The organism is Rhodococcus sp. EPR-134 (assembly GCF_001647205.1).
Lineage (GTDB): Bacteria > Actinomycetota > Actinomycetes > Mycobacteriales > Mycobacteriaceae > Rhodococcus_F > Rhodococcus_F qingshengii.
In genome coordinates, this window is record NZ_LVCT01000029.1 from 1 (window position 1) to 23,417 (window position 23,417).

Annotated in this window: 22 protein-coding genes and 1 riboswitch; of the genes, 10 read left to right on the plus strand and 12 right to left on the minus strand. The window is 61.1% G+C overall.

What is annotated here, in order from left to right; translation table 11 throughout:
* Window positions 1–836, plus strand: an 836-nt coding sequence (locus A2J01_RS01150; protein ID WP_064111599.1) for an acyl-CoA dehydrogenase family protein, incomplete at its 5' end; no start/stop codon positions are given.
* A 78-nt stretch (window positions 837–914) separates the two neighbouring features.
* Here the strand turns inward: A2J01_RS01150 and A2J01_RS01155 are convergent.
* The 7 genes from A2J01_RS01155 to A2J01_RS01185 all read right to left on the minus strand — a co-directional run bounded on the left by A2J01_RS01155 (window position 915) and on the right by A2J01_RS01185 (window position 8,831).
* Window positions 915–1,691: an enoyl-CoA hydratase gene (locus A2J01_RS01155; protein ID WP_064111561.1), complete on the minus strand. Its 777-nt coding sequence runs from the start codon at window positions 1,689–1,691 to the stop codon at window positions 915–917.
* 137 nt (window positions 1,692–1,828) lie between these two features.
* Complete coding sequence (locus A2J01_RS01160) at window positions 1,829–2,923, minus strand: CaiB/BaiF CoA transferase family protein (protein ID WP_064111571.1); 1,095 nt, start codon at window positions 2,921–2,923, stop codon at window positions 1,829–1,831.
* Window positions 2,920–4,467, minus strand: coding sequence for an acyl-CoA synthetase (locus tag A2J01_RS01165; protein WP_064111573.1), 1,548 nt, complete (start codon window positions 4,465–4,467; stop codon window positions 2,920–2,922). The genes A2J01_RS01160 and A2J01_RS01165 overlap by 4 nt, the downstream gene beginning before the upstream one ends.
* Before the next feature lie 59 nt (window positions 4,468–4,526).
* Window positions 4,527–5,495 carry an NADPH:quinone oxidoreductase family protein gene (locus tag A2J01_RS01170; RefSeq protein WP_064111575.1) on the minus strand — a complete coding sequence of 323 codons (969 nt, stop codon included), beginning with the start codon at window positions 5,493–5,495 and terminating at the stop codon, window positions 4,527–4,529.
* A 199-nt stretch (window positions 5,496–5,694) separates the two neighbouring features.
* The gene (locus A2J01_RS01175) at window positions 5,695–6,531 is read right to left on the minus strand and encodes an SDR family oxidoreductase (protein ID WP_019749697.1); all 837 of its coding nucleotides are present in this window, start codon (window positions 6,529–6,531) and stop codon (window positions 5,695–5,697) included.
* Between the two features lie 40 nt (window positions 6,532–6,571).
* Window positions 6,572–7,363, minus strand: coding sequence for a maleylpyruvate isomerase N-terminal domain-containing protein (locus A2J01_RS01180; protein ID WP_064111578.1), 792 nt, complete (start codon window positions 7,361–7,363; stop codon window positions 6,572–6,574).
* A gap of 13 nt (window positions 7,364–7,376) precedes the next feature.
* Complete coding sequence (locus A2J01_RS01185) at window positions 7,377–8,831, minus strand: aldehyde dehydrogenase (protein WP_064111580.1); 1,455 nt, start codon at window positions 8,829–8,831, stop codon at window positions 7,377–7,379.
* Window positions 8,832–8,946: 115 nt separating this feature from the next.
* Between A2J01_RS01185 and A2J01_RS01190 the strand changes: the two genes are divergently transcribed.
* A complete protein-coding gene (locus A2J01_RS01190; protein WP_064111583.1) occupies window positions 8,947–9,951 on the plus strand; it encodes an AraC family transcriptional regulator in 1,005 nt (334 codons plus the stop codon).
* A 42-nt stretch (window positions 9,952–9,993) separates the two neighbouring features.
* Here the strand turns inward: A2J01_RS01190 and A2J01_RS01195 are convergent, their stop codons facing one another.
* Window positions 9,994–10,881, minus strand: a complete 888-nt coding sequence (locus A2J01_RS01195; protein ID WP_064111586.1) for a crotonase/enoyl-CoA hydratase family protein — start codon at window positions 10,879–10,881, stop codon at window positions 9,994–9,996.
* A gap of 160 nt (window positions 10,882–11,041) precedes the next feature.
* Between A2J01_RS01195 and A2J01_RS01200 the strand changes: the two genes are divergently transcribed.
* The 3 genes from A2J01_RS01200 (at window position 11,042) to A2J01_RS01210 (ending at window position 14,667) form a co-directional block, all read left to right on the plus strand.
* On the plus strand, window positions 11,042–11,629 hold the full coding sequence (locus A2J01_RS01200; protein WP_042451920.1) for a TetR/AcrR family transcriptional regulator: 588 nt from the start codon (window positions 11,042–11,044) through the stop codon (window positions 11,627–11,629).
* Between the two features lie 642 nt (window positions 11,630–12,271).
* The gene (locus tag A2J01_RS01205; protein ID WP_064111589.1) at window positions 12,272–13,636 is read left to right on the plus strand and encodes an MFS transporter; all 1,365 of its coding nucleotides are present in this window, start codon (window positions 12,272–12,274) and stop codon (window positions 13,634–13,636) included.
* Between the two features lie 149 nt (window positions 13,637–13,785).
* Window positions 13,786–14,667 carry an A/G-specific adenine glycosylase gene (locus A2J01_RS01210; protein ID WP_007726916.1) on the plus strand — a complete coding sequence of 294 codons (882 nt, stop codon included), beginning with the start codon at window positions 13,786–13,788 and terminating at the stop codon, window positions 14,665–14,667.
* Here the strand turns inward: A2J01_RS01210 and A2J01_RS01215 are convergent.
* Window positions 14,664–15,689, minus strand: a complete 1,026-nt coding sequence (locus tag A2J01_RS01215) for a hypothetical protein (protein ID WP_231915580.1) — start codon at window positions 15,687–15,689, stop codon at window positions 14,664–14,666. The genes A2J01_RS01210 and A2J01_RS01215 overlap by 4 nt on opposite strands.
* Before the next feature lie 59 nt (window positions 15,690–15,748).
* A complete protein-coding gene (locus tag A2J01_RS01220) occupies window positions 15,749–16,660 on the minus strand; it encodes a hypothetical protein (RefSeq protein ID WP_064111595.1) in 912 nt (303 codons plus the stop codon).
* 224 nt (window positions 16,661–16,884) lie between these two features.
* Between A2J01_RS01220 and A2J01_RS01225 the strand changes: the two genes are divergently transcribed.
* Both A2J01_RS01225 and A2J01_RS01230 read left to right on the plus strand, forming a co-directional pair.
* Window positions 16,885–19,572, plus strand: coding sequence for a helix-turn-helix transcriptional regulator (locus tag A2J01_RS01225; RefSeq protein ID WP_082900770.1), 2,688 nt, complete (start codon window positions 16,885–16,887; stop codon window positions 19,570–19,572).
* Window positions 19,573–19,610: 38 nt separating this feature from the next.
* Entirely contained in the window at window positions 19,611–20,036 is a 426-nt protein-coding gene (locus tag A2J01_RS01230) for an HIT family protein (RefSeq protein ID WP_064111597.1), read from the plus strand.
* On the opposite strand, the gene A2J01_RS01235 is transcribed toward A2J01_RS01230, so the two are convergent.
* Window positions 20,021–20,758, minus strand: a complete 738-nt coding sequence (locus A2J01_RS01235; protein ID WP_042453393.1) for an alpha/beta fold hydrolase — start codon at window positions 20,756–20,758, stop codon at window positions 20,021–20,023. The genes A2J01_RS01230 and A2J01_RS01235 overlap by 16 nt on opposite strands.
* Window positions 20,759–20,803: 45 nt before the next feature.
* On the opposite strand from A2J01_RS01235, the gene mhuD reads away from it, so the two are divergent.
* The 3 genes from mhuD (at window position 20,804) to A2J01_RS01250 (ending at window position 22,326) form a co-directional block, all read left to right on the plus strand.
* Window positions 20,804–21,112 (plus strand): mycobilin-forming heme oxygenase MhuD, encoded by a 309-nt coding sequence (gene mhuD, locus A2J01_RS01240; protein ID WP_007726927.1) that lies wholly within the window; start codon window positions 20,804–20,806, stop codon window positions 21,110–21,112.
* Window positions 21,113–21,200: 88 nt separating this feature from the next.
* A riboswitch (cobalamin riboswitch) is annotated at window positions 21,201–21,339 on the plus strand.
* Between the two features lie 25 nt (window positions 21,340–21,364).
* The gene (locus A2J01_RS01245) at window positions 21,365–21,559 is read left to right on the plus strand and encodes a CbtB domain-containing protein (protein WP_003945915.1); all 195 of its coding nucleotides are present in this window, start codon (window positions 21,365–21,367) and stop codon (window positions 21,557–21,559) included.
* The gene (locus A2J01_RS01250) at window positions 21,550–22,326 is read left to right on the plus strand and encodes a CbtA family protein (protein WP_054801320.1); all 777 of its coding nucleotides are present in this window, start codon (window positions 21,550–21,552) and stop codon (window positions 22,324–22,326) included. Before A2J01_RS01245 ends, A2J01_RS01250 begins: the two co-directional genes overlap by 10 nt.
* A 59-nt stretch (window positions 22,327–22,385) precedes the next feature.
* Here the strand turns inward: A2J01_RS01250 and A2J01_RS01255 are convergent.
* Window positions 22,386–23,417: NAD(P)-binding domain-containing protein (locus tag A2J01_RS01255; RefSeq protein ID WP_156519136.1), on the minus strand; the 1,032-nt coding region annotated here is incomplete at its 5' end.

A 23,417-nucleotide genomic window follows, 5' to 3' on the forward strand; every position in this document is an offset into this window, starting at 1 on the left:
CAGACGAGCAGAAAGCACGTTGGCTACCTGGTATGGCTGCCGGTGAACTCATCTGCGCCATCGCGATGACCGAACCGGGTACCGGCAGTGATCTGCAAGGCATCAAGACCTCCGCTGTTCGAGATGGCGACGACTGGATCTTGAACGGACAGAAGACGTTCATCACCAGCGGAATTCACGCCGACATCGTCATCGTTGCGGCCCGCACCGATCGCAAAGCGGGGTCGCGGGGATTCAGCCTCCTCGTGGTCGAACGCGGGATGGACGGATTCACCCGCGGTCGCAAACTCCACAAGGTGGGGTTGGCGGGTCAAGACACAGCCGAGTTGTCGTTCGACAACGTAAGAGTCCCGGCAAGCAACCTCCTGGGCGAGGAGGGCGGAGGCCTCATTCATCTCATGGAGCGTCTTCCCCGTGAGCGTCTGTCGATCGCCGCGAGCGCAATCAGTTCCGCGCGTGCGGCCTACGAATGGACCAAAGACTACGCGTTCGACCGCACCGCCTTCGGCAAGCCGATCGGCGACTTCCAGAACACTCGATTCGCCCTCGCCGAGATGCTGACCGAGATCGACGTGACACAGGCATACGTCGACAACGCAGTCCTGGCCATCAACGACGACCAACTGTCAGCAGTCGAAGCAGCACAGGCGAAGTGGTGGGCCAGCGAACTTCAGAAGCGCGTCGTGGATCGTTGCGTACAACTACACGGTGGATACGGCTACATGATGGAGTACCCGATCGCCCGGGCCTACGTAGACAGCCGAATCCAGACCATCTACGGCGGAACCACCGAAATCATGAAGGAGATAATCGGTCGCGACATCGCAAAGAGTTGATCAGCACCGAGAACGACCGTGGTCCCGAACATCCTGTGTTCGGGACCACGGTCGTTGTAAGCGCCGTTCTCGCTTCGTCTATCCGAAGACTGCTGCGCGCTTTTCCTGAAACGCCGCAACACCTTCGGCAAAATCACCACTACCCAACAGGTCGATCTGGCCTACGCGCTCGCGTGTGAACGCATCACCGAGTTCGGTGAGCGTAGCGTCGTTGATCGCCTTCTTGGTAAACCGAAAAGCAGGGGACGACCCGGCGACCAATCGGTGGGTCAGGTCTGCCAATTCCACCGCGAAGGCGTCGTCCTCGCACACGTGTGAGACCAGGCCGCAGTCGAAAGCGTCTCGAGCGGGTAATCTTTCGGCCAGCAGCGCCATGCGCATCGCGCGCGCGCGACCGATCGACGCTGCCACCAGTGCGGTAGCTCCACCGTCCGGCATCAATCCCACCTTGGTGAACGCGAGCAGAAAGTAACTCGACTCCGCCGCGAGCACGAGGTCGCACGCCAAAGCCAGCGAAACACCCACACCTGCGGCAGGGCCTCGTACCGCAGCGACCCCCGGAAACGGAAACTCTCGAATGGTCTGCACCAAGGCATTGGCGGCATCGATCGTGTCCGCCGACGGCGGACCGGACAACGTCACGTCCGCGAGGTCCGCGCCCGTGCAAAAGGCCTTGCCCTCTCCTTCGAGAACTGCCACCCGCACGTCCGAGGATTGTGCGTGCTCGACGAAGATCGTGGCAAGTCTCTCCAGGGTTTCGGTAGTCAACGCGTTCATTCGCGCTGGCCTGTTGACAACTATGCGGAGCACCCCGCCGTCTTGGCTCGCATAGACATCCGGTCGCGTTTCGGTCATTGAAATTCCTTGTCAGTCAGACTCGATCGAGTTGTGCTACAAAAGTTGATCTTCGCGATCCATCGACGATGAGTAGGGGGCAACGTAAGAACGATCGAGAGAGGCTGTCGCGATATTCCTCACCTGTACTTCTTCCCTCAGCCGCCCAGCCAATCCTTCGTCACGACGGTGGTGTCGGCCCCGGGTGGCCGAGCACCTGACGGCTGCGCAGTCCTGGAGCGGGAGAACCGCGGCGCGGGTGCCGCCTGCACTATTCCGTCGGCCTCGACAAGAGTTCCCCGCTGGGCAAGATGCGGGTGCAGCGCGGCTTCGGCGGGACTCAGGACAGGAGCAACACAAGCGTCCGTCGATTCGAACAGCCCTGCCCAGGCGTCTCGCGTACGCGACGAAAACGCCTCCGTGAACCGTTCTCGGATTGTGGGCCAACCCCTTCGATCCATCTGTTCAGGCAACGATTCCGGCGCGATATCCAGGCCTTGGAGGAGCGCCGCGTAGAACTGCGGTTCGAGGGCACCGACTGCTACGAACTTGCCGTCCGAACATTCGTAGGTGTCGTAGAACGGCGTGGAACCGTCCAGGAGGTTGGTTGCACGTGAGTCACTCCACTGTCCGCTCCCTCGCAACGACCACATCATCTGCGCCAACACCGAAGTTCCGTCGACAATTGCGGCATCGACCACTTGTCCTTTGCCCGAACTCTCTCGCTCGTACAAGGCAGAGACGATTCCGAGGATCAAGAACATGGAGCCACCGCCGAAGTCCCCGACGAGGTTCAGCGGAACCGTGGGTTTCTCGGCCGGACCGATGGCGTGCAGGACTCCGGTCAGCGCCAGGTAAGTAATGTCATGCCCCGCCCGCTGCGCGAGTGGGCCGTCTTGGCCCCATCCGGTCATACGTGCGTAGATCAGCCGGCTGTTGAGTTCGGTGCACACGTCGGGACCGAAACCCAGCCGCTCGGTCACACCGGGCCGAAAACCTTCCAGGAGCACATCGGCTTTCGAGACGAGGGCTCTCACCAGGTCTCGGCCTGACTCGGTCTTGAGGTCGGCTTCCACCGACCGTCTCCCCCGCAAAAGTTGGTCCTGCTCCCGTGGCGAGATCTCGAGTCCACCAGACGGACGCTCGACTCGAACTACGTCCGCTCCGAGATCTGCAAGCATCATCGCAGCGTGTGGCCCCGGCCCCAACCCGGCGAGTTCCAGCACGCGAACACCGTGCATCGGGCCGCTCATCCGACGGATACCTCCCCTGAATAGTGTTCGCGCAGTTTCCCTTTGACCAGTTTTCCGGTCGGAGTTCGAGGTAGATCCGTACTGAACACGAGTCGCCTCGGCAACTTGTACTTGGCGATCTGTCCGCGCAAATGAGAAAGCAGTTCGTCGCGAAGCGCATCGCCGGCTTCGGCTTCGGGGACTGGCTCGACGACAGCCATCACTATCTCCCCCATCTCGTCGTCGGGCAACCCGATCACCGCCGCGTCCAATACCGAGGAATGCTCGATCAGCACGTTCTCGATCTCCTGCGGGTATATGTTCACACCACCCGAGATGATCATGAAGGACTTACGGTCGGTCAGAAACAGATAACCCTCCTCATCCATGAAGCCGACATCACCCGTAGTCGTCCAGGTCGGGTGGGCGGGATGCTGTGCTTCCTTGGTCTTTTCGGGCGCATTGTGATAGTTGAAGGGCAATTCGTCACGTTCGAAGTACAGCGTACCCACCTCGCCGGAGGGTAGATCTTCGCCGTTCTCCCCACATACGTGGAGCACTCCCAGTGCGGCTCGCCCCACTGTGCCCGGCTTTCGCAGCCACTCGTCCGAGTGAACAATGGTCATGCCGTTGAGTTCCGTCGAGGAGTAATATTCGTCCAGAATCGTTCCCCACCAATCGATCATCTTTCGCTTCACATCGACAGGGCACGGTGCGGCTGCGTGGACGGCAAGTCGCAGAGACGATATGTCGTAACGGTCTCGGGTTTCCTGTGGCAGTTTGAGCATGCGCACGAACATTGTCGGCACCCACTGGCTGTACGTGACGCGATAACGCTCGATGTATTCCAGGGCCTTTTCCGGATCGAACCGATTCATCATCACTACGGTGCCACCCAGCGCCTGGACCGACGCGCACGTCCGGAGCGGAGCGGCATGATAGAGCGGCGCCGGGGACAGATAGATGTCGTCTTCGGTTACACCCCAAACACTTTGGTTCATTGTCGTCATCTGATCGCCGGGATCCTGTATCCGGCGATTCGGTAGAGCCGGTTTGATGCCCTTGGGACGGCCGGTTGTTCCCGACGAGTACAACATGTCGGCGCCGCGCGGTTGATCCGGGAGCGGTATGTCCGACTCCATGTCAGCCGCCTGGTCGAGGGAGTCGTATCCGTCTAGTTGACCGCCGAAGGAAAGCCTGGTCACCTGCCGGGGAACGAGTTCGGACAGCGTCTCTGCCAGCTCGCCCAGAGCAGCATCGACGATGACTACCTTTGCCTCGCAGTCCTCAACGATGTATGCACCTTCCGGAGCGGTCAGGTGCCAGTTGACCATCGTCAGGTAGACACCGGATCGCATAGCCGCCCAGTAGATGTCGAAGACCTGAACGTTATTGGTGGCGAGCACGGCCAGGTTGTCGCCTCGCCGCAACCCGAGTCCGTGGAGCACTCGCGCAATCCGAATCGAATTCGATTCCAATTGCGCGAACGTCACCGCTTCACCGGTCTCGGCAACGATTACCGCGGCCTTATCCGGGTTTGTCGCAACATACGCTCCGGGATACATGGTTTACTCCAAGGTTCGTTCGCTAAGGTCGTTTGTTCACAAAGTTGTTCGTGTAGAGATCATTCGAGAGACAGCGCGACTTTTCCTACCGCCGTACGCTCACGCAACGACTTCAATGCATCGGCGGCACGCGCCAAGGGGTAGAGGGTGGGCTCGGGCACCCTCAGAGCTCCCGACTCGAGCAGGGGGTAGAGCTCCTGCCATTGACGCGCCAGATACTTGGGATCAGTTTTCAGATATTCACCCCATCCTGCACCGGTAACAGAAATATTCTTCAGGAGAAGTCGATTGACTTTGACCGTCGGAATATCACCGCCGGTGAATCCCAAAACGACCAGGCGCCCGTTCGGCGCAAGGCTGCGCAGGCTGTCGGTGAAGCGGTCACCACCGACCGGATCGAGAATGATGTCGACACCGCGCCCATTCGTAATCCCTTGGACGCGTTCCTTCCACCCGTCGACCGACACGACGTGCGTTGCCCCGGACTCCGCGGCGATTTTCTCCTTCTCGCCTGTACTCACGACAGCGACGGTCTCCAGACCGAGCGCTGACGCGACATGCAACGCGGCCGTACCCAATCCACCGGCCGCGCCGTGAATCAGGACGGTCTCGCCGGCACGGTATCGCGCGCGTTCGTCGAGGGCGAAATGCGCAGTCAGATAATTCAGGAGAAATCCCGAGCCGGCCGAGAGCGAGACCGCATCAGGCAGAGCAAAGACATTGGACGGCGCGACCGCAACGGTCTGCTGCCACGCACCTTCCCCGGCCGTAAGCACGGCCACGCGCCGCCCGGGTGTGAAGCCGGACCCGGGTGGCGCGCTCCGAACGGTACCGGCGCCCTCAACCCCTAGCGCGCAGGGTAATTCGCGCACCGTTTGGTAGCTGCCCGTGGTCTCGAGAAGATCGGGGAAACTCACTCCGGCGGTGTGCAGATCAATTACCACCAGTGCCGGATCGACAGGTTCGTCGACATCGACCAACGACAGACCTCCGGGCCCCGTCGCCTCCACCAAGTGGACTGCTTTCATTCAAACTCCTCGGACTGGTCCCGGCGACTTCGTTGACAAACGGAATCCGCCGTAGCAACAGTTTAACGATCGTTAAGTAGGACTCTACGGCGACAGGCAAACCATGGCAATGGCGTCTGCCCGCGGGACGCCCCCGGGCCGTCGTCCTCGACGATGTTCGCGAAGCCACACTGGCAGGGAGCGGTTTTCGATCAGGTCGTCAGTACAGGTAATCCTCGCCGCTGGCGCGCACGGTTATGTCACTGATGCTGATACCCCATGGTTGATCAATGATGTGAACAACAGCGTCGGCCAGATCGTCGGGCTTGATCAGCCAGTATTCGATGGAGTCGACGTCCTTCTGCCCGGGGCTGAGGGTGCCGTCGGTTAGATGCCCGACGTTCTCCATGTAGGTTCCCGCACGTTGACCGGTGAGACCCAGGATCGCGTTCTCATTGACGATCCAGCTCGCCAAGTTTGTTCCTGTCACGCCTGTGGGCTTGACCGTCGTCACCTTGATCTTGCCCTTGGCTTCGATTCGCAGTGAATCCGAGATCGTGGTGACTGCAGCCTTGGTCGCGCTGTAGACGCCGGAACCGTCGATGCCTGCGTTTCCGAAGATCGACGAGATGTTGACGACTTGACCGCGTCCCTGCTCGATCATCTGGTCGTATACGGCGGAGATTCCGTTCACGACGCCCTTGATGTTGATGTCGATTGCCTTGTGCCACTTCTGCCACGCACGTTCGTGATCGGCGAAATACGCGAGAGGCATGACGCCTGCGTTGTTGACGAGTACGTCGAGCGCTCCGTACTCCGAAATGCCGTGCTGCGCCGCAGCGATGACCTGATCCATGTCGGTGACGTCGGCAATCTTGTAGGTACCGGTGAATCCCGCGGCCGCGATACCGTCGAATACAGTCTTCAGGCCCGCCTCGTTGATGTCCACGCCGACGACTTTGGCGCCCTGCGCTGCCACCTTCTCGGCGATGAGTTGACCGAACCCACCGCCTGCACCGGTGATGAGAATGACCTTGTCCTGCAAGTACTGAGACATAGCTGTTTCCTCTTGTTCTGGATCTCGGGTTCGTTGTGGGTCAGACGATGTCGATGGCATCGAGGACTGCGGCGACGGTCTTGCGGTCGCCGGAAACCTCGACGGCAGACCGCCATGCAGATCGGGTGGTCCCCCACCGCAGGAATTCGGTGGCCTGGGTGGTCGCGACGTTCTCCGGCACGTCGTCAGCTTCGGTGACGGTCACTCCCCCATCGACATGAGAGATGACGAAAGTGCGCTCGGTGGCGCCGTTGAGGCGCAGTGCCACAGGCGATGTCAAGGCGGAGGCGACAGCTTCGCCGCACATCTGCGAGAGCCCCGCAACCATCCAGTCGATCGCCGGATCGACAGCGGCCGCCACGTCGATCTCACCGTGAGGAAACGGTCCGAACGGCGACAGAAGATCCGACGTCAAATGGACGAGATGGTCGAACGACACTGCGTCACTGAGCTGATGAAGGCGATAAGTCCCGAGGTCGAGCATCTCGAGTGTGTTGTTGCGAAGCTCCTCTGTCTGCAGCGCGGCCAACGTCGCGAGTCCCGCTTCGGATTGTTCCCGGTAGTAGTCCAGGATCTGCTCGTGCGGTAGATCGGCACGCTCGCGGACGGCAGCATCGTTGAGCCGCTCGGACTTTCCACTGGGGTTCGGCGGGAACACCAGATCCGGATCAGCGATGAAGTTGAAGAAGAACGCCATGTGACCGATGAGATCGTGGACGCGCCAACCGTGGCACGCACTGTCTGCTTCCCACTCGGTCGTGCCGAACTGCTCGGCGATTTTCACTGTGTTTTCTGCCAGCGCACGAGCGCCGGCGAGTCCTGCGTCGGACATGGTGGCTCGATTCTTACGAGGATGCGAGGAAAATGGATTTGAGCTGCTGGTACGCCGCGAGCCCTTCGGGACCGAGTTCACGACCCAGGCCGCTGGCTTTGACTCCACCGAACGGTGAACCCCAGTCGAGGTTGAAGGTGTTCACACCGAACGAGCCGGTCTCGACACGTCGAGCAATTGCGATACCGCGTTCCTCGTCGGAGGTCCATACAGTCCCACCGAGGCCGTACTCGGAGTTGTTGGCAAGCGCGACAGCCTCATCGACGTCGTCGTATGAAATGACTGACAGCACCGGCCCGAATACTTCCTGCCGTGCGATGGTGCTGTCGTTGTCGACATCGGCGAACACCGTGGGCTGCACGAAGAATCCGGTGTCGAGGTCGGCGGGGCGTCCGCCACCCGTGGTGACAGTTCCGCCCTCCGAGCGTCCCTGGTCGATCAAGGACAGCACACGTTCCTGTTGCCTTGCGCTCACCATCGGGCCGACGAACGTCGACGGTTCCATCGGGTCGCCGACCTGCAGACCCTCGGCCATCGCGGTAATGGCGTCGACGTACGTCCGACTATGGCTGCGGGGAACCAAGATTCGAGTCGACATATAGCACGTCTGCCCACTGTTGAGCAGGGATGCAGTTGCCAGACCGGTTACCGTCTCCTCGACATCCGCGTCGTCGAGGACCAGGGCCGCCGACTTGCCACCCAACTCCAAGGTAACGGGGCGAAGCATACCGCCACACACCGTGCCGATGTGTCGACCGGCCGCAGTGGATCCGGTGAAGGCTACCTTGTCGATCCCGGGATGTGCCACGAGATACTGACCGATCTCCGGTCCGCCAGTCACGATGTTGATGACACCCGCGGGAAGTTCTGCCGCAATGGCGGCCTCGGCCAATATATAAGAGTCCAAGGTGGTTTCGGGAGAGGGTTTCAGCACGACGGTGCATCCCGCAGCAAGAGCCGGGGCGAGCTTGAACATCGAAAGCACAGCCGGGAAGTTCCAGGGCGCGATGGCAGCAACGACACCGATCGGCTCGCGTCGCACGATTGTCGTACCCGGCATCGGTTGGCTGGCCCGTCGCTCTTCGGTAGGCATCGACTCGGCGAGGCCTGCGTAATAGCGCAAAAGCTGGACGGGTGCGGCCCCCTCGGCGAAACGGGCGACATCGATAGGCATGCCGTTCTGGTGAGTGACCGCCGACGCGCGGTCTTCGGATCGTTTCTCGAGTTCGTCGGCGAACCTGCGGATGACACGCGCACGTTCTGCGGCGGAAAGATCAGCCCAGTCATTCCGTCGCAACGCTTTTCGAGCCGCTGATACAGCTGCGTCGACATCCGTCGATACGGAGGCGGGGAACGAGCCTATCTGCTGCTCTGTGAAAGGTGATACGGCTCGGATGATTTCGGAAGTATCCGGTGCTCTCCACAGTCCATCGATGAACAGTGCAGTGCGGTCGGTGAGTGTTGTCATTTCTGGCTCCTCCAGGGATGGCGCTCGACGTTGAACCAGCCAACCTGTGTTGATCATCACTGCTCAGCCGACGAGAAAATTGACATCATGCGCCAATTTATTTACATTTCGACACATGGCAGATCTGATCAGTGCCTCGTCGCTGACGCGACTGCCCGAGTTGATCTCCGAACTCGGTGGAGATCCGTACGAATTCCTCGACCGTGTGGGCATCGATCCGGCCATCATCGGCGCGTACGACCACTTCTTGCCGTTCAGTGCCTTGTCCACGCTGCTCGGACTCTGCGCGGATGAATTGGAGTCGCCCGACTTCGCACTCAGGCTCGCAGGCAGACAGGACCCGGACATTCTCGGTCCGGTTGCCATCGCGGCCCGCAGTGCCGAGACAATCGGAGATGCGTTGCATGACGTCGCCCGATACGCGCACGTGTACAGTCCGGCGTTGGCGGTCGATCTGACAGTCGGCGACACCGAGGTGTCCTACGGACTCGATACCGTGCTGCATCGACTTCCGTATCGGTCCCACGTCGTGGAACTGGCGATGGGCGTAACGCTTCAGACGTTCCGGATGATGGCCGGCCCGGATTTCCATCCGACGCACATCTCGTTTCAACATCCACGGATCTCCGAAATACGCAGGTACGTAGAGCATTTCGGTTGTTCCGTCGAGTTCAGCTCGGATCGGAATCTGTTGACCTTTCCGCGCGGAGTCATGCAGCGCCACCTGCCCCGGGTGGATCCGTTGGCCTACGACTTCGCCGTGCGTTTCATGGCGGGTCGAGATCCGGATGTCGCGTTCCACGACGCGGTGTCGGCTTTGATCGTGCGTTCCCTGCCTGCGGGTGCAGCCACACTGAAGCAAGTCGCGACATTGATGATGCTGCACCCGCGAACATTGCAGAGACGATTGGCGTTGGAAGGCAAGGCGTTCGAATCGCTCGTCGACGATTCACGACGCGAACTTGCTCTCGGTCTTCTCTCGAACAGAGACGTGTCCCTCTCCGAAGTGTCACGCCAACTCGGCTATTCCGAACCGAGCACCCTCACTCGAAGCTGTAGGCGTTGGTTCTCCACAGCGCCCCTGGAGAAGCGGAGGGCACTTACCCGCCGCACTGGTTGACCGCATGAGCTACAACGCCGACGGTTCGAAGGTCGTAGCGGCTCACCACCGGGGGCGTGGGAGATGGGATGAGAACAGATCTGGCATTGCGTCACTGCAACGGTCGGGAAACACCGCCTCTCGCTTTTCCAGAAACGCCGCAACACCTTCACGAACGTCAGCCTGAGCACCGCGAGCATTAATTCCGATGCTCTCGACGCGATGCGCGACCATGGGATGTTCGACTCCCAGCATGCGCCAGATCATCTGACGCGACAGGGCAACCGATACCGGCGCGCTGTCACGGGTCAGGCTATGCGCGAGCGCCGTCGCCTCCCCTGGAAGATCTTCGCGCGAATGCAGTCGGTAGACCAACCCGGCCGAAAATGCTTCCGCAGCAGTGAAGATCCGTCCGGAGTAGATCCAGTCGAGGGCTCGCTGGAGCGGAACCAGTTTCGGCAGCAACCACGACGAACACGACTCGGGCACGAGTCCTCGCCGATTGAAGACGAAACCCATCCTGGCGTCGTCGGCGGCCAAGCGAAAGTCGGCCGCAAGAGTCATGGTGATACCCACGCCGACCGCCGGTCCGTTGATGGCCGCAATGATCGGCTTCAATGAATCGAACATTCGCAGGACGACGCGTCCGCCGCCGTCCCGACGTAGATCGTCACCGTCCCGACGTAGATCGTCACCGTCCGCGTCAGTTCCGTTCGACTCGGCGCTCCATTCGGAGAATGTCTCTGCCCCCGAGGACAGATCTGCCCCCGCGCAAAACGCGCGGCCCGCTCCCGTCAGAATCACCGCGCGCACAGCGTCGTTCGCGTCGGTGGAGTCGAACGCTTCGATGAGCTCGTTTTCCATCGTCGTGGTGAATGCGTTCAGCTTGTCCGGTCGATCGAGGGTGATCACGGCGATACCGTCTTCGATACTCATCGATATGTGTTCCACAGGTACCTCTTTCTCCGGGTGGCGATCAGCGAACGATAATCGGTATTCTGCCCATATCGGCAGTTCAAGACGGTTCCTTTCCATCAGGTGTGTCCCGCGACTGTTCGGCTCTAAGCTGGGCAAGACGCAGGCACCGAGGAAATGAGAAGGAAACCGAACAATGAGTGGGGCGAAGACAGTCGTTGTCCGGCAACTCATACTCGATTCCGCTGTCCGAAACATGAACGAGCGCGGCTATCACGGGACGTCCATGCGTGACATCTCCGCCGGCGCCGATCTCACTGTCGCGTCCATCTACCACCACTTCAAATCCAAGCAGGAAATCCTTCAGGAAATCATGATTCGGGCGCTCCACGACGCCATCAGCATGACCCGCAGTGCACTGCTGCGCTCCGGCGGCGACCCGAAAGACCAACTGCAAGCAATCGTCCGCGCTTGGGTCATGTTCCATACGACCAGGCGCGAAGACGCCCTCGTAGGAGCGACAGAATTGCGCAGCTTGGACGAATCGGGTCACCGTCTGGTCGTAACCCTGCGTGACGAGCAGGAAAGCATGTTTCGCGACGTCGTCGAACGCGGCATTGAAGAAGGTGCTTTCCACACTCCCTTTCCCCGAGATGCCGTGCGCGCCATCATCAACATGGGGCAGCAAGTCTGTGTGTGGTGGCGCGTCGACGGACCGATGAATGCGGAAGATATCGCGTCTCGGTACTGCGCATTGGCGACCGCGATGATCGAATCAAGCTGAGCTGGGCGACACCTCCGCCAAAGAAGATCTGAAGGGTCGCATTGGCTGAAGCCACTCAACGCCGTCGATGTGCGAGACCAGCGTGCCTCGACTTTCGTCCGCACCCCCGCCGCTCGAATCGGTATCTCCATTCCTGAGACCTGCATCACTGACTAATCATCATCTCAGGCGAACGATCGTTTGGCAACAGATTTCGAATCGCACCCTCCTCGCGGAGAAAGTCGCTGCAAAAACGCACTTTTCCCGACTATTGACATTTAACGATCGCTAGGTCAATGATGACTCGCAGCCGAACGATCGTTTGGCAAATTCGGAACGAAGGAGTGCGGGCCACATGACCACCTCCGCATTGCCACGAGATGACGCTGCACACATCGCCGGCGGCCTCGACGTGGTCACCTTCGCCACCCGACTTTGCGAGCGCCTCCGGTACGGCAATGGCGGCGAGATATGACTTCTCGTATCGAAGAACCCACTCGCACTTGGATATTGCGTCACCACCTTTCGACCCAATACCCGGCGAGCACGATTCCGTCTGGTGCCGGCGCTCGGGACAAGCTCGTCGTCGGCCGCACACCCAACTTGCCGCAACTCACGTCCTGACCGAACTCAACTGAACGACCCCACAGAGAGCGAATCGCGATGACCAACAACACCGAATCTGCGGTGGAGCGCCCGGGCAGATCTCGGCGCGCGTCCTTTGCAGCCGCTATCTCCACTTCCCTGGAGTGGTACGACTTCTTCATCTACGCGACTGCCGCCGCGCTCGTGTTCAACTCGACGTTCTTCGCCACCGACAGCGAGGTGGTCGCTGCAATGAGTTCGTTTGCCACCGTCGCAGTCGGATTCATCGCCCGTCCTATCGGTGGTGTGCTCGCCGGTCATTTCGGTGACCGGTACGGCCGAAAGCCGGTGCTCGTTGCCGCCGTGGTCCTCATGGCTGTGGCAACCTCCTTGGTTGGTTTCGTCCCCAACACCAATGTCGCGTGGCTTGCCCCGGCCATCCTCGTGACGCTGCGAATCTGCCAGGGCTTGGCCGTGGGAGCACAGTGGGGCGGGGCCGTATTGCTGGCCACCGAGAACGCACCGGCGGACCGCCGCGGGCTCTTCGGCAGCTTCGCCCAACTCGGTGTTCCGATCGGTGTGGTGCTGGGCAATATCGTGTTCCTGGTCCTGACAGCAACTCTTGCGGCTGATTCGTTCCTCTCCTGGGGATGGAGGATCCCGTTCTGGATCAGCTTGGTCATGCTTCCAGTGGCATTCCTCATCCATCGCTATCTCGAAGAAACCCCCGAGTTCAAGGCACTCGCAGAAAAACTCGCCGAATCTCCGGTCGTTCGGAAGTCCCCCATTCTCGAAGTGCTCAAGAAGAATCCAGGCACAGTCCTCGCTGCAGCAGGCGCCAATGCCATCGGCGTGATCTTCTTCTACACGATGATCACCGGTTCGGTTCAGTTCGCGACCACCTACCTGGAAATACCGCGGTCGACGGTCCTCACCTACATCCTGATCGCATGCGCAATACAGATTCCCCTGGTTCCGCTGGCGGGATATCTGTCCGACCTCTACGGTCGCAAACTGGTCTTCGGCCTCGGCACCGCAGCCATGATGCTCTGGGGTATCCCGATGTGGCTGATGATCGGTGGATCCAGCCCGGACACGATCTGGCCGTTTGCCGTCGCGGTTATCGTCGGCGTAGTAGCAATGTCCCTCCAAACTGGCACGCAGGGAACACTATTCGCTGAACTGTTCCCACCGGAGATTCGATTCTCCGGCGCTTCACTCGGTTATCAGATCTCCGCAATCATCGGAGGTTTCGCGCCGATGATCATGGTGATGCTGATCAACGGAAATCCGGACAACGCATGGAAGGTCGGTTCCTTCCTCGCCGCTGCCGGTGCTATCGGATTGATCTGCCTCTACGTGATCATTCGCCGATACTCCGGAACCTCGCCGACCGTCGCAAGCACCCGTGTGGAGACCGCGAACGCTCAGTACGCATCATGATCAACCTGGGGTGAGTGGTCTCGATGCCACTCACCCCAGGTTTTCGGGTACGAGAAATCACTGTCGGCGACTGCCGATAAAGTGGCGTCCACAAGTCGACGTGTCCTTCGTCGACCAGGAGCACAGGTTCGAGGAGTGTGTCGGTAGCAGTGGCAGTGGAATCTTCGGTGCTGCTGAAGTGGTACTCCGAGACGGCTCGCGACCTGCCGTGGCGACGCGAGGGCGTCAGTGCCTGGCAGATCCTGATGAGCGAGATCATGCTCCAGCAGACGCCGGTGGTGCGCGTTGCGCCAATCTGGGAAGAGTGGGTCGAGCGCTGGCCGGTGCCGTCGGCGATGGCAGCGTCGAGCCAGGCAGAGGTGCTTCGCGCGTGGGGCAAACTCGGTTATCCACGACGCGCGCTGCGGTTACACGAATGCGCGGGCGTCCTGGCTGCCGAGCACGGTGACGTGGTCCCGGAAGACGTCGATACCTTGCTCTCGCTACCGGGAATCGGTTCGTACACCGCCCGCGCCGTCGCGTGTTTCGCCTACGGACAGCGAGTGCCTGTGGTGGACACCAACGTACGACGCGTAGTTGCGCGAGCCGTCCACGGCAATGCAGAACCCGGGAACCCGTCCAACACGCGAGACCTCGCCGACGTGGCGGCGCTGCTGCCGAGGACGCGTGCGCGCGCCGCCACCTACAGCGCAGCTCTCATGGAACTCGGTGCACTGATCTGCACGGCGCGGAACCCGAACTGCGAGAACTGCCCTTTGCCGAACTGCGCGTGGGTCGCTTCGGGCAAACCGGCACACACCGGACCACCCAAGAAGGTGCAGAAGTTCGCGGGCACAGATCGCCAGGTTCGTGGAAAATTGATGGCCGTTCTTCGCGAGAGTCACCGTCCGGTCGAGCGCGCGCAACTCGACATCGTCTGGCCGGCCGATCCAGGTCAGCGTGACCGTGCGTTGCATTCACTGCTGGTCGACGGACTGGTCGAGCAGACCGACGACGGCCTGTTTGCGCTGGCCGGAGAGGGTACGGCTTAGCCGACTCGCAGCGGGGTGCATTCTTCGGCTGTGGGTTCGTCGGTCTGGAGCGGTGCGACTTCCGGATCAGAACGCCGAAGTACAGCAGGAACGGCAGGCACCACTGGATCGCAAGGCGCAAGTGTCGGAATCTGTAGGGCAGCGCCGGGCGGGGGCCCGCTGGTGGAGGTCGCCGACTCGGCGCCGATGTTCGGGCGATCAGTGGACACCGCTCGCGACCCGTCCGGCGACAGAGCGATCAGCAATCCCGTCAGCATGAGCAGGAGCGGCAGCACTATTGCCGCCGCCCACCGGACCCTGTTGACGGGCCGGACAGCCATGCCGTCACCGGACCGAACTTCGCTTCCGCGATCGGCCGCTACCAGCGCAGCCCCTATCGCCAGTTGGGTCCGCTCGCCGAGAAACAGGAAGCCGAGACCTGCCAGTTCAGCGGCTTCCGCGGACGGCTGCCGAGAGTCTTCCTTCACGAGCATCGCGACGAGCATCTTGGGCACAGGGTCTCGTTCGGCGACGAGGAGGTCCAATGTCGCAGCAAATGTCGAGCTGTCCGCAAGCAACTCGGCCGTGTCGTAACGATGCGCCGAGTCCACGACGCCTGCTCTCGGGTCGACGGCCGCGATCACGGTCTCACTGCCGTCCGGCCAGAACGCGAGAATCGGCGAAACACCAATGAGAGCGTCGACCGTCCGCAGGTAGGCAAGCCGTGCGTCGAGACCGTTGACCAACTCGATGTTCTCGAAAGGACTGGAGGACAACGAATCCGAGACATGTTCGCGCACGTCCGCACGCTCGCACATCACTCCGACGACGGTGGGGCACAGATTCGAGCGCAGGGCTCGACCGGTGGCGACCTCGGCCGCGGAGGCGAGTGCGCGCGCCGACGCTTGCGGAGAGGGAACAGTCCCGTCTGCACCCCAGGGGTGACGGAACTCGTCGATCGAGCCCAGAAGGGGTGTGTCTGCATCTACGAGAGCTGTTGAAATTGACTGATTTTCGAATACAACGCCCAGGCTTTCACGCACTGGATCCTCCATTGACTGCTACTGACTGTTACGAGTGTTGCCATTCCTGCGAAGCTGTATCAGAACGTCAGGCCACCGACCGCCATTGCACCTGGTTCCAGCACCACTTCCACCGGCGCTCGGCCGTCGACCGTGACGCGATACGTCCCCGGTAGCAGTCCGACAAACGAGAAGTGACCCTCGAACGGTTTCACCGTCCGCGCTGTCGCGTGCCCGCATTGATCGACGCCGTCGATCACCACCGCCTCCGAGATGCCCGATGTCACCAGCCCTGAGATTCGTCCATCTGCCGAGACAGCAGCCCACTGGCTTCTCTGACCACCAACAGAAATCCCGTACGGATCACACACTCCCGGGGCGGTCGCCACCCGCACCGTGACATCGCCCGACCGCACGCGAACCGCCCCCCGATCTGCGGTGACCAGTGCAGCGATCGGTAGACCGTCGGCGTCTTCCCGCTTTCCCGCAGTCATCGTCGCCGTTCGGGTGAAGTACCGGTCCGCTTCCAGATTGCCTATCAGGCAATGTAATCCGACCTCGTCGATACCCGAGCCGTCTCCGCAGTAATCAGGCACGGACGGCAGAACGAAACCTCGAGGCACCGGAAGTTGCACGACCACGTCGGAGAGCGGGTTGCCCCGGACACCGATGTCGATGACATACGTCACCGGATCACCCTCTCGGACAATGCCGTTGGACGGGCCCGAATCGAGCCCTGGACCGTCAGCGGGATCGAAGGGCGGTGCACCGTCAATCGCCGTCAGCTCGACGGTGAAGGGAGGCACGAACTCTCCCTCGGCCGCCAATCGAAGATCCGACTGCATCGGCAGCAAGCCGAGCGCAGCAGCGCCGACCGCCAGAGCTCCGGTCACGACAACTATGCCGATACCTCGCACTCCTCGGCGCCACGCTCTCGGCCGGAGTCCGACGACAACGGCCTTCGACCGCACCTCTGACAGACGAGTTCTCACGACGCCCCTTCGATGTCTGACTCTCGGGCCTCCGACAGGCGCTCGCGGCCACATTTGGCGAATCCCGAGCTACGTTCAATAGAAGTCGCTCGAGGGACTCGAAAGCCAATGGTGACGGCGTGATTGTGTGGGTGAACTTCTCTCAGCCGGGGTGAATTCCCGGGTGAATTGCCCGGGATGGCACGCTCTGGATTCGCACCAGCTACGCTCCTCCCTGTAGATAGATGGATCGAGACAATCCGCCCAAACTCTTCAATCATTGCGGGGCGCGAAAGCAGAAAGGGTCCGCGCTGATGTTCGGGATGGACGGCCACGACTGGGCAGCTATTCCAGAAAGGCGCACCCTCGCGACGTCGATTCCCCGGCAAGCGCTCTTCGACAAACTTGACCGACGTGCCGCGCTGACAATCGTCCGTGCACCGAACGGCCACGGGAAATCGTCGTTGATCGCATCGTGGCTGCGCGCCCATTTGGCATCCGAACGAATACTCGTCTGGGTCTCGGCCCCACGGCCCTCGTCGACACTCGAAGATTTCTGGGCCGTTGTCCTCGATCGAATCCACGCTGCCGGAATCGCACTGCCCGACGTCGACGATCTCGCCGATCCTTTCACCGCTGTCGCCAAATCCCTGAACGCCCTCAGCCGCCCCGTGCTGCTCGTGCTGATCAGGCCGGATCTGATATCGGAACCAGAGTTGGACGATCAGTTGATCGAACTCCTCGCCCTCTGTCACAACCTGGACCTCGTGGTCACGCTCTCGGGCTTCGGCATGTTCTCCGAGCCGTACCTGCTCGACACGGACCACGAGGTGATAGGCGCGAGTGAGCTGTTGTTCACGAGAGCCGATACCGCCCATTTGCTCGCACAAGCTGACGTAAACACGACTGACGGTGATGCCGAACAAATCACATCCCTGACAGGTGGGCTGCCAGCGCTGGTTCGTGTCGCCGTTCCCGCCGTCCAGACATCGGGTAGCCGCAACCGCGAGCAGATGATCAGGAAGAACATCGCGCAGGCGATCGACGACTACGTGAACAAATCCGTTCTCATGACCGCTGATCATGTGAAACAACTCGAGTTCCTGCTCGCGACGGCCTTTGCGCGATCGATCACCGTCGACATCGCCGCCATGCTGTTCGAGTCCCAACACCCTGAGGATGGCGAGACCGTTCATCAGATTCGCGTGCGCCTGGCGATACTGGAGACAGCCGGGTTGTTGTCACGGGTCGAGACCGAAGCCGAAGAAACCTGGGAGCTGCCGCCTGCAATTCGTCGATCGATACTCGCGCACCAAAAGCGCGCTGGAGTCGATCCGGCGCAACGTCTTTCGTTCCTCGCACACAACCGACTCGACCACGGTCATCACGCGTCGGCGCTGGACTACGCGGTCGAGGCACAGAACTGGACCCTGGCAGTAGACATCGTCGAGCAACACTGGGTGACGATGATCGTCCACAATCTGGACTCGGTTCGCTCTGCTCTCCAACGGATTCCGGCGGAAGCTGCGGACAAACACTCTGCCGTGGAGGCGGGGCGCGCACTGTTCACGATGCATCCGAGCGAGCGCTCGACGGTAGTCGACTTGCTACCCGAATCGCCGGCAGAACTGTGGGCTCTCGGCGCTGAATCCGGCGCGAAGGACGCCTTGAGCATTGCCTGCGTTCAATCGATCATGCTCAGGATGGCAGGCGAGTACGGGCTCGCAGCAGAAACCACCAGGCGCCTGTCTCATCTCAGTCGCAGTGCGCTGGAGAACAACCCGGAAGCGGTCAGCGCACAGCTCCCTCTCATGCGACTTCAATGGGCGATCAATTTTCAATTGAGCGGCAGGTTCACAGAATCCACGATCAAGGCTCGAATGGCGTACCACGGCGCCCTGTCTCAGGGAGTCGACTTCATCGCTCGTAACTCTGCGGGAAGTGCCGCCCTGAATTGGGCGCTGGCTGGTGAGCCGCGGCAGGCCACACACTGGTCCGAACTCGAACAGAAGCATCCGGACCCCGGCGGTTGGCTCGAACCTGTGGTCAAGATCGCCGGCCTGACAGCGCGGGCGCTCACTGCTCTCGACACACTCGACTTCGACGACGCACGTCTCGCATTGACCGAACTCGGTCTTCCGTCCGACACCGAGGAACTGTGGGCATTCGTCGTCTATGCGCATTGCCAATTCGCCTTGACCTCCTGCGACCACACTGCGGCACTACTGTTGCTCCACAATGCGATCGAAGCACATTCCAAGCAGTACACGGCTACATCTTTCGCGCTTCCTCTGTTGCAATCCGCAGAGATCGATCTCTTGCTCGCTCTCGGACAGGGGAACAATGCCGTAGCACTGGCCAAGGAGATCATCGATCCTGCAGCCAACCCGTGGACGCTCACGTCGGTGGCGCGTTTACGTCAGCGGATCGGCCAGAACGAGGCCGCGGTGGCGCTGTGTCACCAGTTCGACTGGTCTGGCGTATCCTATCCGCGGGCACAGATGGAATCGCTTCTGGTGCAAGCGGTTGCACACTCCGAGCTGGGTGAGCCACGCCTCGCCTCTCAGGAGTGGTCCAGAGCGTGCAGCATCGCGGATCAGACCGGACTTCTACGTTCGTTCGCGACCATCGCATCGTCGGACGTCGAGAAACTCGAATCGATGGCCGAAACGAAATCGCGTGCACTCGCCGAATTCTCGAAAAGGGCTCCTGCGGAATCTTTTCCGGAATTCGTACATATCGTGGAGCTGACCGAACGCGAACAGAAAGTCCTCTCACTCCTGGCGCTCGGCATGGGGTCGGCTGCGATGGCCGACAAACTGTACGTGTCCGTCAACACCGTCAAGACTCAACTGCGCACTCTCTACAAGAAGCTCGACGTACACAATCGAAACGAAGCGATCACGAGGGCACGCCAACTGCGCTTGCTGTAGTCGGGGTCGGATCTGATTTCGGACTACATTCTGTAGGCATGAGCACCGATTCCTGCGGCTTCTGCAAGATCGTCGCGCTGACCGAGCCGGCGATTCTCGTTCACGAGAGCGAGACAACTCTCGCATTCCTCGATGCACGGCCGGTGAGTCGCGGACACACCCTGGTGGTCCCCAAGCGTCATGCAGAGAACCTCGATGCTCTCGAAAGTCACGAAGGCGCAGAGATGTTCCGCGTCGGCACGCTCATCGCCGGAGCTCTACGCCGCTGCGACATCGCCGCTGACGGAGTCAACTTTCTCGTCAACGACGGGCGTGCCGCGGGCCAAACCGTGTTCCACTCGCACCTGCACGTCGTCCCCCGCCATCGCGGCGACAAGGCGAAGTTCGCTGCTGGACTCCTCGCCAGGCGAGCCGTCGAGCTGGAGCAGGTGGGCGCGTCGATCCGAAGTCAGCTCACGGTCTGAAGGAATTCCGTCACCACTTCGCGATAGCGCTGCGGTTGATCGTCGTGGACCAGGTGGCCTGCATCGGCAATACGTACGTACCGAGTTCCCGGCCTCTCGGCCATCTCTCGCATCTGTCCCTCAGGGGTGATGGTGAACTCTCCCTCGATCAGCAAGGTCGGCACCTCGATCGCCTTCCACTGATCCCAGAAATGCCTCGTGCCCCACTCCTCCGAGATGTCGCGGAAGGTCGACACGTCGCCGTGCAGGTACCACCCGTCGTCGCGGCGGTCGAAAGAATCGAGAAAGTACTGGCCGGCGACGGGGCCGAAGAATTCCTTCATCGCCTCCTCGGAAGCAAACGGCTGCGGCCACGCCGAGATCATCTGCGCCCAGTCCGCAGCGGTGCGTCCACGAAAGTCCGGGGCCATGTCTTCGAGGACCAGCGCACAAACCTTTTCGGGATGCGCGGCGGCGAAGCACCACGCATGCAGAGCCCCCATCGAATGACCGATCACGATCATCGGCTCCTCGATGGACGCAACCGCCGATGTCAGGTCCTCGACGAATGCCTCGGTAGTCAGTGCCGCTGGCGCCGGCCTGCCGTGACCGGCAGCGTCGAAGGTGTAGACGTGGCCGAACTCGCGGATCCACGGCACCTGGCGTCGCCACGTTCGGGAGCTGCCCATGAGGCCGTGCAACAACAGAATCGGTTGTCCCGTTCCACCTTCGTCATGCAACACGAGTGTCACGGTACGCGGTGAAGGTGCGCGGGTAATGTCGCTTGCATGGCAGTCGTGAAGATCAATGCAATCGAGGTCCCCGAGGGCGCCGGCCCCGAACTGGAGAAGCGCTTCGCAGCACGCGCTCACGCAGTCGAGAACTCCCCGGGCTTTCTCGGATTCCAACTCCTCCGCCCCACCGCCGGTGAGAGCCGCTACTTCGTGGTGACCCAATGGGAGTCCGAGCAGGCGTTCGCCGATTGGCGTGACGGCCCCGCCCGTGAAGCCCATTCCGGCGAGCGCGCGAAGCCCGTCGCTTCGGGTGCGTCGTTGCTCGAATTCGAAGTTGTCCTGGACGTCGCCGCAAAGAGCTGATCTCGAGCGATTGTGCCTGCCTTGGCGGGCACAATCGACGGTCATCTCGGCTTCACGCGTTGACACGGTGCGGGCTGTAGTGCAAAAGTTCGCATGTAAACGCGATGGTCCGACAGGAATCCGGTGAAAGCCCGGAGCGGTCGCGCCACTGTAATTCGAGGTGAAGTGCCTTTTTCGGCACGACAATTTCGACAGCCAGACACTTCGGCCATCGCATGGACCTAGGGGACGCGAAAATCCCAGGAGGCTTCGATGGCTCTCGCCTATTCTCCCGATACGTCGATCGATTCGACTCGTCTTGCTTTCCTCGCCGCTGCAGTAGTTCTGTTCGCGATGCTGGCTCTCTACCTGGTCGGATTCGACCAGGGCGCTATCTCTCGCACCGGCATGTACATGCATGAATTGATGCACGACGGTCGACACTTGATGGGCCTGCCGTGCCACTAGCCGACAATTTCACGAAGCTTCTCATTCGTGGTTTGTTGGCTGGTCTGATCGCAGGCATCCTTGCCGGCGGAGTTGCATTCGTGCTGGGTGAACCGCACGTCAACGCTGCCATTGCGATCGAAGAAGCCAACAGCGCCACCGGTGAGGTTTCCGGCGAAGCCGCTGGGCATTCGCACGGTGACGAAGAAGAACCACTGGTGAGCCGCGACGGGCAGCGCGCCGGGCTGTTCCTGGCCACAGCGCTTGCCGGACTGGCACTCGGGGCGATCTTCTCGGTCGTTGCCAATTACGCTCGACGACTCACCGGAATGTCCGGGCCGTTGTTGGCGATCGCCATCGCCGTCGGTGGTTGGCTGGCTATCGAGGCCGTCCCCTTTTTCAAGTACCCGGCCAATCCGCCGGCCGTCGGAGATCCCGACACCATCAACCAGCGCACACTGCTGTGGCTGGCCGCCGTGATTCTCGGGCTGCTGTCCGTCACCGCGGCAGCAGCGGCGGCAAAGGCAGTTTCCGGGCACGAGTTCCTCAGCGTGCGCATCGCTGCTCCGGTGGCTGCGTTCCTGGTGATCGTCGCGATCGGTTACGTCTCGCTTCCCGGCATCAACGAGGTGGGCGAGGACTTCCCGGCAACTCTGCTGTGGGAGTTCCGACTTTCCTCGCTCGCTACGCAGGCGACGCTCTGGCTCGTGCTCGGGTTGGCATTCGCCTTCCTCACCGAGCGCGCGACCAAGGACACCGAAGTAGCAAAGAAGTACGCCCTTCGCTGAACCTGCTGTGCGCCTTTATTAACCTCCCGCGGTTAATAAAGGCGCACAGCAGTTCCATTTCAGCTCAGATGATGCACTTCTTGCAGTCCGTACACCGGCGTCGGGATGCCCTCGTAACGCGCCTTCAATTGCAACGCCAAGTACAGCGAGTAGTGGCGCGACTGGTGCAGATTGCCTCCGTGGAACCACAGCGCTTCCTGCTGCGTCGGCTTCCACATGTTGCGCTGCTCGCCTTCCCACGGTCCCGGATCCTTGGTGGTGTTCGACCCCAGGCCCCACACCTTGCCGACCTTGTCGGCGGTGTCCTGACCGATCAGATCCGCCACCCAGCCGTTCATCGAGCCGTAACCGGTCGCGTAGACCACCACGTCGGCAGGCAATTCCGTACCGTCTTCGAGAATCACGCTGTTCTCGGTCAGCTCACGAACATTGCCGTGCGCGAGCTTGATGTCTCCATTGGCAACCAGTTCGGCAGCGCCGACATCGATGTAGTAGCCCGAGCCACGGCGTAGGTACTTCATGAACAGGCCCGAACCGTCGTCGCCCCAGTCGTGCTCGAAGCCCGCCTTCTCGAGGCGATCGTAGAAATCCTTGTCGCGCTCACGGATTGCGTCGTACACCGGGATCTGGAACTCGTGCATGATCCGGTACGGCAGCGAACCGAACGTGAGGTCCGCCTTGTGCGTCGTCATGCCGGCGGCCAGTGCACGCTCCGAGTACAGATCGCCCAAGCCCAAATCCATCAGCGAATCCGACTTCACGATGTGCGTCGAGCTGCGCTGCACCATCGTGACGTCGATGCCGTTCTCCCACAGTGCACCGCAGATGTCGTGCGAGGAGTTGTTGGCCCCGATCACGACGACCTTCTTGCCTACGTACTGATCCGGGCCGGGGTGCTTGCTCGAGTGGTGCTGATCGCCGAGGAACTTGTCCTGCCCGGGGAACGTCGGAACGTTGGCCTTGCCGGACATACCCGTCGCCATCACCAACTGCTTGGGACGCAACGTCAGCTTCTCGCCGTTGCGGTTGACCTCGACGGTCCATTCCTGGGTCTTCTCGTCGAACGACGCCGAGGTGCAGGTCGTGGAACT